At 45.3% G+C, this 15,676-nt stretch carries 14 protein-coding genes and 1 other RNA gene; 8 read left to right on the forward strand and 7 right to left on the reverse strand.

Annotated features, from left to right (window positions below; all coding sequences use genetic code 11):
* The first annotated feature begins 308 nt into the window (after window positions 1-308).
* Window positions 309-1,973, forward strand: a complete 1,665-nt coding sequence (gene recN / locus AC5O63_RS17135; protein ID WP_069665690.1) for a DNA repair protein RecN — start codon at window positions 309-311, stop codon at window positions 1,971-1,973.
* Between the two features lie 174 nt (window positions 1,974-2,147).
* Entirely contained in the window at window positions 2,148-2,507 is a 360-nt protein-coding gene (gene bamE / locus AC5O63_RS17140) for an outer membrane protein assembly factor BamE (RefSeq protein WP_004744368.1), read from the forward strand.
* A gap of 252 nt (window positions 2,508-2,759) precedes the next feature.
* On the opposite strand, the gene AC5O63_RS17145 is transcribed toward bamE, so the two are convergent.
* On the reverse strand, window positions 2,760-3,113 hold the full coding sequence (locus AC5O63_RS17145; protein ID WP_486786576.1) for an RnfH family protein: 354 nt from the start codon (window positions 3,111-3,113) through the stop codon (window positions 2,760-2,762).
* Window positions 3,103-3,546, reverse strand: a complete 444-nt coding sequence (locus AC5O63_RS17150; RefSeq protein ID WP_004744370.1) for an SRPBCC family protein — start codon at window positions 3,544-3,546, stop codon at window positions 3,103-3,105. Before AC5O63_RS17150 ends, AC5O63_RS17145 begins: the two co-directional genes overlap by 11 nt.
* Before the next feature lie 118 nt (window positions 3,547-3,664).
* Between AC5O63_RS17150 and smpB the strand changes: the two genes are divergently transcribed.
* On the forward strand, window positions 3,665-4,150 hold the full coding sequence (gene smpB, locus AC5O63_RS17155; protein ID WP_004744371.1) for an SsrA-binding protein SmpB: 486 nt from the start codon (window positions 3,665-3,667) through the stop codon (window positions 4,148-4,150).
* A 67-nt stretch (window positions 4,151-4,217) separates the two neighbouring features.
* Window positions 4,218-4,584, forward strand: a transfer-messenger RNA (tmRNA) gene (ssrA, locus tag AC5O63_RS17160).
* A 49-nt stretch (window positions 4,585-4,633) separates the two neighbouring features.
* Here ssrA and AC5O63_RS17165 read toward each other — a convergent pair.
* Window positions 4,634-5,641: a tetratricopeptide repeat protein gene (locus tag AC5O63_RS17165; protein ID WP_494505705.1), complete on the reverse strand. Its 1,008-nt coding sequence runs from the start codon at window positions 5,639-5,641 to the stop codon at window positions 4,634-4,636.
* Between the two features lie 471 nt (window positions 5,642-6,112).
* On the opposite strand from AC5O63_RS17165, the gene AC5O63_RS17170 reads away from it, so the two are divergent.
* From AC5O63_RS17170 to AC5O63_RS17180, 3 genes are all read left to right on the forward strand, one after another.
* Complete coding sequence (locus AC5O63_RS17170; RefSeq protein ID WP_494505808.1) at window positions 6,113-7,705, forward strand: BCCT family transporter; 1,593 nt, start codon at window positions 6,113-6,115, stop codon at window positions 7,703-7,705.
* A 119-nt stretch (window positions 7,706-7,824) separates the two neighbouring features.
* A complete protein-coding gene (locus AC5O63_RS17175; RefSeq protein WP_494505706.1) occupies window positions 7,825-8,250 on the forward strand; it encodes a VOC family protein in 426 nt (141 codons plus the stop codon).
* A 97-nt stretch (window positions 8,251-8,347) separates the two neighbouring features.
* A complete protein-coding gene (locus tag AC5O63_RS17180; protein ID WP_494505707.1) occupies window positions 8,348-9,499 on the forward strand; it encodes an amidohydrolase in 1,152 nt (383 codons plus the stop codon).
* Here AC5O63_RS17180 and lhgO read toward each other — a convergent pair.
* Complete coding sequence (gene lhgO, locus AC5O63_RS17185) at window positions 9,483-10,715, reverse strand: L-2-hydroxyglutarate oxidase (protein ID WP_494505708.1); 1,233 nt, start codon at window positions 10,713-10,715, stop codon at window positions 9,483-9,485. The genes AC5O63_RS17180 and lhgO overlap by 17 nt on opposite strands.
* 198 nt (window positions 10,716-10,913) lie before the next feature.
* Here lhgO and AC5O63_RS17190 point away from each other — a divergent pair, with 198 nt between their 5' ends.
* A complete protein-coding gene (locus AC5O63_RS17190; RefSeq protein ID WP_494505709.1) occupies window positions 10,914-11,873 on the forward strand; it encodes an L-threonylcarbamoyladenylate synthase in 960 nt (319 codons plus the stop codon).
* Window positions 11,874-11,943: 70 nt separating this feature from the next.
* On the opposite strand, the gene AC5O63_RS17195 is transcribed toward AC5O63_RS17190, so the two are convergent.
* From AC5O63_RS17195 to AC5O63_RS17205, 3 genes are all read right to left on the reverse strand, one after another.
* Window positions 11,944-12,660, reverse strand: coding sequence for a DUF429 domain-containing protein (locus AC5O63_RS17195; protein ID WP_494505710.1), 717 nt, complete (start codon window positions 12,658-12,660; stop codon window positions 11,944-11,946).
* A gap of 84 nt (window positions 12,661-12,744) precedes the next feature.
* Complete coding sequence (locus tag AC5O63_RS17200) at window positions 12,745-13,083, reverse strand: ATPase (protein ID WP_494505711.1); 339 nt, start codon at window positions 13,081-13,083, stop codon at window positions 12,745-12,747.
* 9 nt (window positions 13,084-13,092) lie between these two features.
* Window positions 13,093-15,447: a S8 family serine peptidase gene (locus tag AC5O63_RS17205; protein ID WP_494505712.1), complete on the reverse strand. Its 2,355-nt coding sequence runs from the start codon at window positions 15,445-15,447 to the stop codon at window positions 13,093-13,095.
* Window positions 15,448-15,676: the final 229 nt, after the last annotated feature.

Consider the following 15,676-nt stretch of genomic DNA (forward strand, 5'->3'; position numbering starts at 1 on the left):
TAACTGGATAACTGGATAACTGGATAACTGGATAACTGGATAACTGGATAACTGGATAACTGGATAACTGGATAACTGGATAACTGGATAACTGGATAACTAACGTTGCTCTGTTATGGCTGAGGAGTCAACTCTCGCTTTCCAGAAGGGCGAAGCCCGATCCCGTTTTCAAGCAGCGTAGCGATCCTTAGGACGAAGTCTGTTCCCGCTCCTGATCACAAAAATTTCCACCAGCATCTTTACTGTATAAAGAAACAGTATATACTGTTTTCTTATACAGTATTGTTCATTTAAACAGGTACAACAAAATGCTGGCTCATCTAAGTGTTAATAATTTTGCAATTGTTAAGTCTCTACAGCTAGAGCTATCCAAGGGAATGACAACCATTACCGGTGAAACTGGCGCAGGTAAATCCATCGCCATTGACGCTCTCGGTTTGTGTTTAGGCGGGCGTGCGGAAGCCAGCATGGTACGTCAAGGTGAAGAGAAAACTGAAGTAAGCGCGGCTTTCTCTTTAGAGAACAATATTAATGCCACTCGCTGGCTAGAAGACAACGACTTATTAGATGGGAGCGACTGTATTCTGCGTCGCATCATCAGTAAAGAAGGCCGTTCTCGTGCATTTATTAACGGTAGCCCTGTTCCACTTTCTCAGTTAAAAACCTTGGGGCAGCTGTTAATCAACATCCATGGTCAGCATGCTCATCATCAATTGATGAAAAGTGAGTACCAAATGGCAATGTTGGATCAATATGCAGGTCACTCTAACCAGCTTAAGAGCACGCGTAACGCCTACCAATCTTGGCGACAATCAGACAACAACCTTAAGCAGTTGAAAGAAAACAGTGCGGCAAACCTAGCTCAGAAACAACTTCTTGAGTACCAAATTAAAGAGCTTAATGAACTCTCTCTTGGCGAGGATGAATATGAAGAACTCGAACAAGAACACAAGCGTCTCTCAAACAGTGGAGAACTTGCCTCTACCTGCCAACAAGCCATCGAACTTATTTACGAAGGTGAAGAAGTTAACGCGCTTGGTATTTTGCAATCGGCCAATCACTCCTTAATCCAGCTCGCTGAGTTGGATGAAAAGTTGGCTGAGTTACCCAATATGCTTGCTGAAGCCATTATTCAAGTTGAAGAAGCGAATAGTGAACTTCGTAATTACTTGGACAACATCGATGTCGATCCTGCACGTATGGCTTACGTGGAAGAGCGTTTCTCTAAAGTCATGTCGATTGCGAGAAAGCATCATGTTGTGCCTGATGAACTTTACCAACATCATCAAGATCTACTCGGTCAAATAGAAGCACTTGATTGCTCAGACGAACGCCTAGAAGAGCTTGAACAAGAAGTAGAAAATAAATATCAAAGCTTCCTAACAACGTCAGAAAAGCTCCATAAATCGCGCATTCGTTATGCCAAAGAACTCAATAAACTGATCACAGCTAGTATGCATGAGCTTAGTATGGAAAAAGCGCAGTTCCGTATTGAGGTATCAAATGAAGGCACTCACCCATCCCCACTTGGCATGGACACAGTGTGCTTTGTTGTCTCAACTAACCCTGGGCAGCCAATGCAACCTATTGCCAAAGTTGCCTCTGGTGGTGAGCTTTCGCGCATATCGCTAGCAATTCAAGTGATCACAGCGCAGAAAGTCGATACTCCTAGCCTCATCTTCGATGAAGTCGATGTGGGTATCAGTGGCCCAACAGCCGCTGTGGTAGGAAAAATGCTACGTAAACTTGGCGAATCCACTCAAGTTCTGTGTGTCACTCACCTTCCTCAGGTGGCGGGTTGCGGTCACCAACAGCTGTTCGTCGCGAAACAAACTAAAGCAGGTAAAACCGAAACTCAGATGCACTGCTTAGACAATGAACAACGCGTTTCAGAATTAGCCCGACTACTAGGTGGAAGTGAAATTACTGATTCAACGCTAGCCAACGCTAAAGAGCTGCTTATCGCCGCTTAATCCCCGCTTTTTCGAGTCAAAGTTCCTTTCAATGAAGAATTTTGACTCGACTTTGCAACCAAATTCAAAAATCATGGTCTGAATCAATTCAAAATGCTCTCAGCTTTTTACTTTAGCGCTTAGCTTGTTTATTATCGGCTGAGTTTGATTTTTATCAGTTACAAGAATTTAAGTATGCAATTAAAAAAGTGGCTTATCGCTGTACCACTCGCTATGACAATGCTGACAGGCTGCTCGCTATTAGAAAAGTTGGTATACCGCATTGATATCAACCAAGGCAACTACGTAGAGCAATCTGCAGTAGAACAATTAAAGTTTGGTATGACTAAAGAGCAAGTCCGTTATGTAATGGGCTCACCTATGCTCGTAGAGAATGGTTATCCTGATACTTGGTACTACATCTACCATCATACCGAAGGTCACAACGACTCAATTCAGAAAAACCTCATCGTTGACTTCAACGGTGAAGGCCAACTTGTTAATGTCGCTGGCGATTTCCCACCGAGCAAAGACTTCTTTGAGAGTATTAACTAAGAGCTGGAGAGCTGGAGAGCTGGAGAGCTGGAGAGCTGGAGAAGATTTGAAGGGTTGGCGTATTACGTCAACCCTTTTTGTTTGGAACGCCTAGTTACGGAAACGAGATGCGGGAACGGACTTCGTCCTTGGAAAACTGGAAAACTAAGTTGATCCACTGTGGTTGAGAAATTAACTCTAGCTTTCCGGAAGGACGAAGTCCGATCTCGTTATCCAGAAGCGGAGCGGTCCATAGGGCGAAGCCCGTTCTATCTAATTTTCCTTCCTCAACGGATTTTTCTTACCACCCGTAACCGGATCGGCAGAACCTGCAGCTTTGGCTTGCTCAGCTCGCTTGCGGCGGATCTCTTTTGGATCAGCTAGAAGTGGGCGATAAATCTCGATGCGGTCTTTATCATTGATCGTAGCATCCAGCTTAACATTACGGCTAAATACGCCGACCTTATTCTTCTTTAGGTCAATCTCAGGATATAACTCAAGCACACCAGACTGAGCAATGATCTCTTCGACGGTCATTGACTGATTAACCACTAGCGTAAATACGCGCTGCTCTTGCGGCAGAGCATAGACGACTTCAACATGAATCATTTCAGACTCAATACTCATAAGCTGGGTACACCTGTTTTGCGCGCTTCGTAAAAGCGTTGACCATATTGCTGGTCAGTTCGTTAAAAACCTTACCAAACGCCATTTCAATCATCTTGCTTGAAAACTCAAACTCAAGCTTAAGCTCGACTTTACACGCCTGCTCATCAAGCGGAGTAAAGAACCATCCACCTTTAAGTGTTTTAAACGGCCCATCGACTAAATTCATTAGGATCGCCTCACCATCAACCAGCTCATTCGACGTGGTAAACGTTTTGCTAATCCCTGCTTTTGCAACATCAACAGAAGCCACCATCGCATCCGAGCTCGACTCAATCACACGCGAACCAGAGCAACCCGGCAAAAACTCAGGGTAGCTCGCGACGTCGTTCACTAGATTGAACATCTGCTGGGCACTAAACGACACTAAAGCAGAACGACTAACTTGCTTCATATTGACTCCTCGTAACATCTGCTTGAACTTCAAGCTTGGTGCAATTTTACTTTTATTTGCACTCAGCGCAAATAAAGGGATTTCCTAACTTAACTCCTAGCCGTATAATGCAGCCATTATGGCAAAGAAAAAATCTAAACAAAAAGCGGGTAGCAATACCATCGCTGTCAATAAGAAAGCTCGCCACGAGTATTTCATCGACGATGAAATCGAAGCAGGTGTGGAGCTTCAAGGCTGGGAAGTAAAAGCCCTTCGTCAAGGCAAAGCTAACATCGCAGAAAGCTACGTGTTTATGCGTGACGGCGAAGCCTTCGTGAGTGGCATGACCATTACCCCTCTTAACCAAGCATCGACACACGTAGTGGCGAACCCTACCCGTGTGCGTAAACTATTAATGAGCCGTCGCGAACTTGATAACCTGCTAGGTCGAATCAACCGTGAAGGTATGACACTTGCGGCCCTTTCCCTGTACTGGTCTCGCTCTTGGGTTAAAATGAAAGTCGGCGTAGCGAAAGGTAAGAAGCTGCACGATAAACGTACTGATCTTAAAGAAAAAGATTGGGCTCGCGAAAAAGCGCGCGTAATGAAGAGTTCACTGCGCTAATATTGAGCACTTAAACGCACAAGTCTAGACAGGTTACACTTTTCTGGTACTATGCGAAGAACACTTTGGGGCTGATTTAGGATTCGACAGGAATTTTGCAGTCTGAGGTGCATGCCGTGGGGCGGTTGGCCACGTAAAAAGCCGCAAAAAAATAGTCGCAAACGACGAAAACTACGCACTAGCAGCTTAATAACCTGCTCAGAGCTCTCTCGCCCTAGCTTCCGCACGTAAGACGGGGACCAACGAGAGATCAAACCCAAACGCGCTAGCCCGGATTCTCCCGCCTGAGAGATGAACGGCGAATTATAATTCAGGATAGTCATTTACTAGCGTGTCGGTTCGCAGGTACTTGGTGAATTTAAAGATCGACTAAGCATGTAGTACCAATGATGAATGGTTTTTGGACGCGGGTTCAACTCCCGCCAGCTCCACCAAACGTTTGGAAAGGCGCTAACTCTTAGAGTTAGCGCCTTTTTTGTATGCTTACCAAATTTCGTCGATGATTTCGTTTTTGTACTGCTGTGCTTTAGCGAGTTCATCGTTAGACATATATTGCTTCACATTAAGGATTTCTTTTTCGGCATCCTCATCGCCATTTTCCTGAGCAATCTCAAACCATGCTAATGATTTGGCAAAATCACTGAATACACCATGACCATTTCGATACGCGTATCCCACCATATATTGGGCGTAAGTATCATCTAGCATTGCTGCTTTTTGGAAGAATTCAAAGGACTTAGCGTAATCAGTCGTTTTAAAGCCGCAACGCTGTTTGTATTTAGGGTAGTAGTAAATATCACCAAGTTTCGCCACCGAGCGAGTATGATCTTCAAGTTCAATTGCATGCTCGAAGTGTTGTATCGCTTTTTGGCAGTTCATCTCAACGCCTTCGCCATTGAGATAAGCGATCCCTAAGTTATAGATCGCACTGGTATTCTGTTGTTTTGCGGCTTGCTCAAACCAATATGCAGCTTTGGCGTAGTCTTTTTCGACTCCAACGCCATCGTTGTAGGAAAAAGCGAGTTGGTACATAGCGTCATCATCGCCAAGTTTTGCTGAAGCTAAGTAGTACTCGTTGCCTTTTTCGAGGTCTTGTTCTGTACCTTCACCATCAAAGTACATAACCCCCAAGCTATACAACACATAGGGATCTTGCCCATCTTCAGCTTTGTGATACCACGAGAGTGCTTCTTCATAGTTACCATCCGAATACTCTAAATCTGCTTTCAGAGTTTCAGCGCTATCATGACCTGACTTTAGTGCTTGTTCTAGATACTCATGAGCTCTGTCTATATTCGCTTGCATAACAGACTCATCTATCAACAAGTTAGCCGCTTTATAGAGTACGTCTGGGTCGCTTGAAGTTTCAGCCTCTTTTAGCAACGCGAGGTCATCACCCTCAAACAGCTCCCAACTAAGATCATAAGAAAGCGCCTGAGTGGACATTAATAACGAGAAACATGTGAGGATAGTGCATCGGCTTTTATTCATAACAACCTAATTTAACCTATTGATTAATTGTATTTATTTTCACAAAAGCATCCTATATCTGATAGGTTGGCAAATCTAAAGAAAAGTAATTTTATGCAAATAAGCTCACATAAAAATTTAGTACCACAAGCCGCAACTATTCGCGCCTCTCTAGATTCAGATTAGCAAACAATAGAAATCACTACGCTTTCTCCTGCCCGCAATAACTGTTTGAAATCTTTCCTTTTCCTCGGGTTTAGATAACGCACCCTGCCAAAAACATTACACATCAAAACATTAGAAAACTAACCAAGATAAAAGAGGTTACTGATCATTTCCGCAGCAAATTTGCAGTTAAACACACTAAAGGTTATAGTTGCGCCGCAAAAAAAATTACTTTGAACTCAAAACAAATGGAGGGCGCTTTTAGTGTTTTTCTTGAAAAAGTGAAACACATTATAAAAACGTAAACCTTGTATTTATGGAAAATGCATTAAAAAATACAGTATCGAAACCACTGATTATCAAGTTGGACAAGACAACGTACAAAAGTGGGGATTCGATATCCACAATCCGGTATTTGGGATTAGTGCTGGCCTTGTGATCCTTTGTCTACTGACTCTTTTAATTGTTGACCCAACTACTGCTCGAGACGCTCTGAACGGTCTTAAAAACAGCATTATTGTAGATTTTGACTCCTTCTTTATGTGGTCAGCAAACTTCTTCATTTTGTTCGCCGCAGTGCTCCTACTCTCCCCTCTAGGCAAGGTCCGTATTGGAGGGATCGATGCCAAAGCCGAGCACTCGACCATTTCATGGTTATCCATGCTGTTTGCAGCTGGTATGGGAATAGGGTTACTTTTCTGGAGTGTTGCCGAGCCAACGGCCTACTTTACTGATTGGTACGGTACGCCACTTAACGCGGAAGCATATAGTGAAGAAGCGAAAGCGCTTGCTATGGGTGCCACTATGTTCCACTGGGGTATTCACGGTTGGGCTATCTACGCTATTGTGGCGCTATCTTTGGCCTTCTTTGCCTTCAATAAAGGATTACCACTTTCACTACGATCGGCTTTCTACCCACTGTTTGGCGATAAAGCTTGGGGTTGGCTAGGTCATGTAATCGATATTCTCGCCGTCCTAGCTACTTTGTTTGGCTTAGCTACTTCTTTAGGTTTAGGCGCACAGCAAGCCACCAGCGGCATCAATCATGTATTTGGTCTTGATGGTGGCATCGGCATGCAGATGATTGTGATCACTTTCGTGACCTGCATTGCGGTGCTCTCTGTTATTCGCGGTATCGATGGAGGCGTTAAGCTTTTAAGCAACATCAACATGGTGATTGCTTTTGCTTTACTTGCGTTTGTATTGTTCATCAGTTTTGACACTGCAATGCTGTCACTGTGGGACACGACCATTGCCTATGCACAAAATATTCTTCCGCTAAGCAACCCTCACGGCCGCGAAGATACTGGCTGGATGCACGGTTGGACGGTGTTCTATTGGGCTTGGTGGGTATCTTGGTCACCATTTGTTGGTATGTTTATCGCACGCGTATCAAAAGGTCGAACTGTACGTGAATTCCTGTTTGCGGTGATCATTATTCCAACCACAGTAACGCTTATTTGGATGTCGGTATTTGGTGGTATTGCTCTTGACCAGGTCGTCAACCAAGTCGGTGAGCTTGGTACTAATGGCTTAACCGATATTTCGCTGACCTTGTTCCAGGTTTATGATGCTCTGCCATACAGCTCAGTGATTTCTGTGCTTTCAATTGTCCTAATTTTGGTGTTCTTTATTACCTCATCTGACTCTGGCTCACTCGTTATCGACAGTATCACCGCAGGTGGCAAAATTGATGCCCCTGTTCCACAGCGAATTTTCTGGGCATGTATTGAAGGCTCGATTGCAGCGGTTATGCTTTGGATTGGTGGTAAAGAGGCATTGCAAGCACTTCAATCTGGTGTTGTTGCAACAGGCCTTCCTTTCACTCTTGTCCTACTCGTAATGTGTGTCAGCCTAATCAAAGGCTTGCGCTCAGAGCTACCGGCTTATCAGTCCTCGACTCGACAAGTAACGGCCTAACTGTAAGCGAGACAAACTCAATGGGCGCTATTTCTAGCGCCTTTTTTATTTTTCTCAATCGATCACCTCTTCCACTACTGCGTATACTAAATTTATGGCTTTAGAGGAGGCAGCAATCAATGAGTAAACGGCCTATAAATATCATCGCACTCGATCATATTGTGCTGCGAACGAGCCAGCTTGATAACATGGTGCACTTTTATCAAAACATTCTTGGCTGCGTGATTGAACGAGAAAAGCTCGATATTGGGCTTACCCAACTCAGAGCGGGGAGCGCATTAATTGACATAGTGACAGTTGATAGTGAGCTAGGTCGAATGGGAGGCATAGCGCCACAACAAAACGGTAGAAACGTTGACCATTTCTGTCTGCAAGTGTCCGCATTTGAGGAAGAGGAATTACTCGACTATCTAAAGCAACACAATATCACTACATCAAGCTTTGCCGAACGATACGGCGCACAAGGATACGGTCGCTCTGTTTACGTTGATGATCCTGAGGGCAATGTTGTGGAACTTAAACCCTTTAAAATAACCACCAATTAGAAAATCACTCGAATTTAGATAGTTAGAGCCTCATCAACATACTGTTTTTAGCCTCAGCGTATAGTATTTCACTGGTTAAAAAGTGTATGGATAGCGCATGTTAGATATTCCGCAACTTACTCAGCTTAGAAAAAACATTCATCAGCACCCCGAACTCTCACATCAAGAACAACAAACGGCTCTGCGTATAACTCGCGTGTTTAAAAGCTTCTCGCCGGACGAAGTCCACACTCAGCTTGGTGGTCATGGCATCGCATTTGTCTTCCACGGTCAAGAAATAGGGCCTTCAACCTTAATACGCTGCGAATTAGACGCCCTACCAATACACGAACAAAACACCTTTGACCATCGCTCTATCCTTGATGGCGTGTCACATAAATGTGGCCACGATGGTCATATGGCGATTATCTCTGCTTTGGGCGCGACACTCGCGACTCGCAAACCGCAATCTGGAAGAGTGATACTTTGCTTTCAGCCAGCGGAAGAAACAGGGGCTGGTGCGATTGATATGGTCAACGATGAGAAATTCGCCCCCCTAAAGCCAGACTACGCATTTGCACTACATAACTACCCAGGCCTAAAACTTGGCTCGGTAGCAGTACGAGCTGGGACTTTTAATTGTGCTTCTCGCGGCATCATCATTAAGCTCAGCGGCAAAACATCACATGCCGCACATCCTGAAGATGGTATTAGCCCCGCAGGCGCAATGTGCCAGATCATCGAAAAACTCAACCAGCTTCCAGAAGAGCTAGCCGAACAAGGCGTCGAAGATAAGCTATGGGTTACCGTCATCCATGCCAAACTTGGCGAAGTAGCTTTTGGTACTGCACCTGGAGATGCCGTTGTCATGGCAACACTTCGTAGCGAGACCAATCAAGCAATGGACACCTTAGTAGAGATCACACAAAAGTTCGCGCGCGATTGTGCTCACAAAGCCGGATTAGAAATAGAATTCAGTTTTGATGATGTTTTTCAGGCAAGTGTTAACTCAAATGAAGGCTGTGATCGCGTCGTTCAGGCGTGTCGCAACACGTCCACGGAATACATCTTGTTGGATGAACCTATGCGCTGGTCTGAAGATTTTGGCCAATTCACCGCAGTAGCAAATCAGGGAGCAATGTTTGCTTTGGGAGCCGGTGTCGACACACCTCAGCTACATAACCCTGACTATGACTTTGAGGACGAGCTAATCCCTATTGGGCACGCTTTGTTTCTCGACCTTATTAAGCAAATTAATGGTCTTGAATAGTCTTAGCTTGCTTGCTCGCAATCTTGTCGCAAATAAAGCTACCTATTGGGATAGAAGAGGTCGCTGCGGGTGAAGGGGCATTGCACACATGCAAGCTACGTGGGCTTTGTGCAAACAGAAAATCGTGTACTAGCGTACCATCTTTTAACACAGCTTGAGCTCTAATCCCCGCTGGATAGGGTTCAAGATCTTCAACTCGAATTTTTGGGCAGTATTTATTCACCAATTTCAAATAGCCTGCTTTCCACCAAGAGTTTTTCGTCTCAATTAACCCCGTTTTTAGATGCTTGGCCGTCACTTTCCAGAAACCACTGAACGAGAGCATTTCGTACACATCGCGAAAACTAAAGTTAATGCGTGAGTAACCTTCCCTTTTCCATCCTTGCACCGCATTCGGTCCAACCGTGACACTGCCATCAATCATACGAGTAAGATGAACCCCAAGAAAAGGTAAATCGGGATCAGGAATTGGATAAATTAGATGGTTGACGATCTGGTTGTACTTAGGCGCAAGGCGGTAATATTCACCGCGATAAGGAATGATCTGAAAATCCGTTTGTAGCCCCATCATCTTGGTCATGCGATCGGCCATTAACCCCGAACAGACGACCAAAAACTGACCTCGAAGTAATTGCGCCCGGCCGTCACTGACAACCGAGACCTCAACCCTATCTGAGTACTCTTGTAAGTTCACCACAGGTGTTCCAAGGCGCACCTGTCCGCCCGCTTGGCGGAACTCTTGTGCCATCGCCTCGGTGACTTGGCGATAATCCACAATACTGGTGGCTGAAACGGCAATAGCCCCCAACCCAACAATGTTAGGTTCGCGCCTTTTAAGCTCTTGCTGATCGATCAGTTCAACCTCTATGCCATTTTGCTGACTACGGGTATACAGCGCTTGCATACGCTCGACTTCAATTGGGCTTGTTGCAACCAGCAATTTGCCACAGTTCTCGACCTTAATATCATGTTTGTTACAGAAGTCGATAGTAGCGGCAACTCCGGCCTTACAAAACTCCGCTTTCAAACTTCCAGGCGCATAGTAGACACCAGCGTGAATCACACCACTGTTGTGTCCGGTTTGATGGGATGAGAGTTGCTGCTCTTTTTCTAGCAAGAGAATGGACTTATCCGGATAGCGATTCTGTAGTTGCCAAGCCGTCGATACACCGACTATCCCACCACCTATCACAATGTAATCGTAACGCTGATCCACTCTATTGCTCCTTGCCGCCAAACTAATCCTAGTCACCAATATTAATCTTGGCGTTAAGCGATTGAAAGATCGACTGATATAGAAAAAACTTATCGATAGATACAATTCATACTCAATTAAACGTCGAAACTTTGTGAAACATGGTTAAAATAGCCCGCTTAGATTTTCTAACCCTATTGGTTGTTTGAGGAAGAGACATTGAACACGCAACACCTTTTGGCAAGTGACAGCAAAGATATCGAACAAGCTAAAGACATTCTCGCATCTGGCGAGCTTGTTGCGATTCCGACTGAAACCGTTTATGGCCTTGCTGCAGATGCATCAAACCCAGAAGCGGTGAAAAAGATCTTTGCCGCCAAAGGTAGACCAGCGAATCATCCACTGATCGTTCATATTGGAGAGGTCGAGCAACTGTCTGAGTGGGCAAAAGACATTCCTCAAGAAGCGTACACCATTGCCAAAGCGTACTGGCCTGGACCTGTGACTGTACTGCTCAATAAAGCTGACCAAGCAACACCAGTGGTAACCGGCGGTTTGGACACCATAGGCATTCGCATGCCCGCTCATGAAGTGTTTGCTACTTTGCTGAAATCTTCAGGTATGGCTGTTGCAGCGCCTTCAGCAAATCCATATAAAAAACTTAGCCCCACGTCAGCCGAGCACGTGCTCCACTCTTTAGGGGGCAGAATTGCGGCTGTACTCGACGGCGGTAACTGTGCTCATGGTTTAGAGTCAACCATCATTGACCTAACCCAAAAACCTTTCCGTATTTTGCGCAGCGGTCCGGTGACAGCAGCGCAGCTATCAGAAACGCTGGGCGAAGAAGTGCTGTCACCGAAGGCACACACTGTTGCCGTTCCGGGGAATGTGACTAGCCACTACCAACCTAATACCAGAGTACGTTTGGTTGACCTTGCTGAGATTGAAAACGCAGAAGGGAGTAACATTGCCTGCCTGCATATATCGGCGATTGAAAATCAAAGCTTTAAGTCGAAACAAATGCCATCAGATGTGGCTGACTATTCTCACGATCTTTATCGCGCGTTAGATGAAGCAGATAAATGGGGCTGCGAAGAGATCTGGGTTGAACATCCTCCTATCTCAGACGAGTGGTTGGCTGTTCATGACCGATTAAGTCGAGCACAGTCTAAGCTTTAAGCTCAGGCCAATAAATTAAAACAAAACGCCAGAAGCCCTATCTTCTGGCGTTTTTGATTACGCTCACCTGTTATTGGCTTTGTAGCTGCCAGTAAACAATTTCCCTCACTCGCCCTGTTGAGTCTTTATCTGGAACTTCGGGTAAGCAGCTTAAGTGCTGAGGATGCTTTGCAGCCAACATCAAAACAAAAGCATCCACTAAATCATCTAGGCTGGCATGTTTCACTAACGTCGATTCTATCTGATGCTCTAAAGCCCTTACCCACTCTAATGGAGTGATGGCTTGGATGATCGCCAGTCGTTCTTGATAGCCTTCCCGACTCTTCTTCCCATAGTCTAATGGCTGCCTATTATTTAACGCTGCAAAAACTACTTCTGGGTGTGACTCACGAAGATATAGGTTAGGAAATTGGTTAAGCAGCTGATCAACTTGCTTGATCTTTGGCAAAATAAACCAGCTTTGCTTAGATAGCTTCTTACCAAGCCGAGCGACGTTGATATCACACGCCTGTTGGTACGTGTTTGCGTAAGCCGCCTCTCGGCAAGGAACCGGGAAAACCGACGAACCACGTTTGGGGCTTAAAAATCGACGCGCCGCTTTATCACATGCTCGGTCAGGACTAGCGGTATCACTAAAACCAATAGGAATATCAATCAATGCTGCGCCTTGTTGGATCAACGGTACCGCATCTGCTATCTCAGGCACAATTTGGCAAGTGGGGACACCATCAGAAACCTGCCAAATTACCCAGCCGGCTTTACAACCGTCTATTCCTATCGCTCTCATAATTTCTTTCCTACGCCTTAATGAGCGTAGTTTAAGTGGTTAAGACAAAATAAAAAACGCCCCATCTCTCGATGGGACGTTTTGTTATTGTGAGTATAAGCTTCGAATCGGTTCTGGCTCAACATAGTCGATGTATTGACTGGATGTCAGTTTATCCACTTGCTGCTGGCTGCCCGATACTACCAGCACTTGTTGGCTGTCTAACGTTTCGACAACATCTAGCTGGTAAGAATGAAGAAGCTCGCGAGTCTGCTGTTCAGTGCCTTTATGATACTTCACAAAGAATCGGGTTGATTGAGCCTCTGCTTCTGCCTGTCTTTCATCAACAGGTGGAAACGCTGGGTTATCAGCATGGCTCAATGTCGCAACCGCACTCATCAGCAAGGCAATTAAACCAACGCCATAAAACACTTGCTTCTTCATATTCACTCCTTATTGAAATGACAGTGACCAGCTGTTGATCGTACCTGTATCTTGGCGTGCGCTATCTACCGCTTTTAGTTTCCAGTTACCTTTTGACTCAAAGCCAGTAAAGTTTGCTTGGAAGCTAGTACGAATGTCATTTGCTGAACCGCCTGTATTTTCATGCAGCACAACTTGACCACCGGTTGGTGAAGTCAGCGTGACTTTAAGGTCACCCACATAGCTATGGCTAATATCAACTGCAACTGTCACTGTACCAGAATCACCAGAGCGTAGTACATCGATCTCACTCGTTGCACCTAGCGCGCTGTTGTCTGGAATCGCCATTGCATTTTGGTTGCTGTAGTTTGACGGTGCTTGACCACCATTGTCAGAACCGTTGTGCGTAGCAACAAGCGAAGCACCTGAGTACGCCGAGTAGCCATCGATCAATACTTGGTATGTGCCTGCCTGAGTGACATCAAGAGAACAAGATTCGTTGTTACCGCTTTCCCATGAACGGCAATCGTATGTTCTTGTTGTCGGTGTACCGTCAAAACGAACATACATATCCGCATCACCGCTACCGCCAGTTAGCTTGAATGTCGCTTTTGTTGCACTTGCAGGGACTTCAAAGGTGTAAACCGTGCCTGATTTGCTTGCGCCAGATAGAGGGCCTTTCGCCACACCGTTTTCTAGTACAGTGCTTGTACCTACAGGACCATTACAGCCCACATCTAGGTAAGTTTTTGCAGCATCTGCATTAACCAGACCATGACCCGTGCGATCATCACGTCCTGCTACATCAATATCTGTCGCACTTGCGTTTAGTGCTTTACGTACTTGCGCTGCTGTACAGGTTGGGTGGTAACTCCAAACTAGCCCTGCAACACCTGCTACGTGTGGCGTCGCCATAGAAGTACCATTGTAGTACTCGTAATCTTTACCCGTTTCCGTAGAAACCGTCACGGTATCACCAACTTTACCTGCTAGCTCTAAACCAAATGCTCGGTCAACGGTAACTGAAACCATACGGTAGCTATCGTTGTCATCCAGAACAAATGGGTTCTGAAGACCAGGTAGATCTTGATTACTGTATACAATCGCCGCTTTAGCGCCCGCATCAGAACATGCTTTCACTGGGTTGATTTCAGGTCGAACACCCGTTCTTTGGTTTTCGATACGTTCAGTTAGACAGATCTTGTCCGTCATATCACCACAGTTGTAGCTACCTGAAGAGATATCACATGCAGCGATAGGAGCGGTAAACGAACCTGCCACTGGTGCTGACTCGTAACTGCCAGAAGTTTTGATTTTACGGTTATGTGGCACAACGCCGCGATCAAAGCTGCTCGCACCGTTGATGGTAATATCAGACAGAACACCTTCACCTACTGTCACAGTTGAAAGTACCGCTACACCTGGCGCTGCAATATCTACTTGGTCAGTTGCCTGAGAGAACGCAGCGTGGTCGTTGTTTGTATCAACCGCTGCAACTGACATTACCGCATCATAAGATGCTGGGTAGCTGTGTGCCGTGTTACCTGAGTTACCTGCCGCTGCGATAAGCAGAACACCTTTGTCGTAAAGGTCTTGCATCGCGTTTTGTTCAGTAATACTTGAACGGCTACCACCCAAGCTCATGTTAACCACGTTGGCGCCATTGTCCGCACAGGTTTGAATGGCTTTAACTAAGCTCGATGAGTAACCCCAACCAGATTCGTTGAACACTTTAACAATGTGTAAGTTCACATTCTGGTTCGGCATTACCCCTTTAACACCTTCGGTATTGGCAATCGCCGCAATCGTACCAGCCACGTGCGTACCGTGTGCATTGTTGTTGCCCGGAGAACTCCATGAGCCTGTGCCGCTATCGTTGGTGCCGTTAACGCGGTTGCCACTTAGGTCATTGTGGCTGATGTCATAGCCAGAATCGATAATACATACCGTGCGATTACCAGCATTTGAGTCATTCAAAAGCTGAGCGTTCACAGCATTGTAGCCCCACGGTGTCGTTTCACTTAGCAGGTAACGAGGAGGATCGACCTCAACGTATTCCACTTGCGCGTTAGTACGCAAAGAAGACAGCTCGTTGTCATCCATTTCTACACTGTAGATTGGCTCAGAGCCTAGCTTTTCGACCTTACGAGCTTTAACTTGCTGAAGCACCGATTCGCGAACTTCACTAGCAGCCATAACTGGCTCACCAGCACGAGTAAACGGCATAGGTGCGTCTTGTTTAAATTTAACGATGTACTTAGTTGGTAGATCAGCCTCATTGAATCCCATTGAAGGCGAAGCATTCGCCACCGAGATTCCAGCCATAGCCACTGCGATAGTTGAAAGGGTAAATAACCCTTTGGTTTTACTTGTTATGTTATGCATCTGCTCTATTCCTCATTGAGCTATTTTTATTCATTTTCCACTCATGAATCATCATTTCTAGTGATGATTCACAAGCTATCTAGCTATAAAGAATGATTATAAAACCGCCAACATTTTATAAAGTTAATGCTCTATTTTTACGCTAAGGCTCACCCTTTACATCTAAAAAGTGAACACTCATTAGAAAAATTATTTCCTTAAAAAGCAATTACTTAATAACACTTATTAT

This window comes from Vibrio sp. SCP2 (genome assembly GCF_059295395.1).

Excerpts from the sequence above, each read along its gene's own strand:
- recN (WP_069665690.1), top strand. The coding sequence starts at position 309 with ATGCTGGCTCATCTAAGTGTTAATAATTTTGCAATTGTTAAGTCTCTA.
- bamE (WP_004744368.1), top strand. The coding sequence starts at position 2,148 with ATGCAATTAAAAAAGTGGCTTATCGCTGTACCACTCGCTATGACAATG.
- AC5O63_RS17145 (WP_486786576.1), bottom strand. The coding sequence starts at position 3,113 with ATGAGTATTGAGTCTGAAATGATTCATGTTGAAGTCGTCTATGCTCTG.
- AC5O63_RS17150 (WP_004744370.1), bottom strand. The coding sequence starts at position 3,546 with ATGAAGCAAGTTAGTCGTTCTGCTTTAGTGTCGTTTAGTGCCCAGCAG.
- smpB (WP_004744371.1), top strand. The coding sequence starts at position 3,665 with ATGGCAAAGAAAAAATCTAAACAAAAAGCGGGTAGCAATACCATCGCT.
- AC5O63_RS17165 (WP_494505705.1), bottom strand. The coding sequence starts at position 5,641 with ATGAATAAAAGCCGATGCACTATCCTCACATGTTTCTCGTTATTAATG.
- AC5O63_RS17175 (WP_494505706.1), top strand. The coding sequence starts at position 7,825 with ATGAGTAAACGGCCTATAAATATCATCGCACTCGATCATATTGTGCTG.
- AC5O63_RS17180 (WP_494505707.1), top strand. The coding sequence starts at position 8,348 with ATGTTAGATATTCCGCAACTTACTCAGCTTAGAAAAAACATTCATCAG.
- AC5O63_RS17195 (WP_494505710.1), bottom strand. The coding sequence starts at position 12,660 with ATGAGAGCGATAGGAATAGACGGTTGTAAAGCCGGCTGGGTAATTTGG.
- AC5O63_RS17200 (WP_494505711.1), bottom strand. The coding sequence starts at position 13,083 with ATGAAGAAGCAAGTGTTTTATGGCGTTGGTTTAATTGCCTTGCTGATG.
- AC5O63_RS17205 (WP_494505712.1), bottom strand. The coding sequence starts at position 15,447 with ATGCATAACATAACAAGTAAAACCAAAGGGTTATTTACCCTTTCAACT.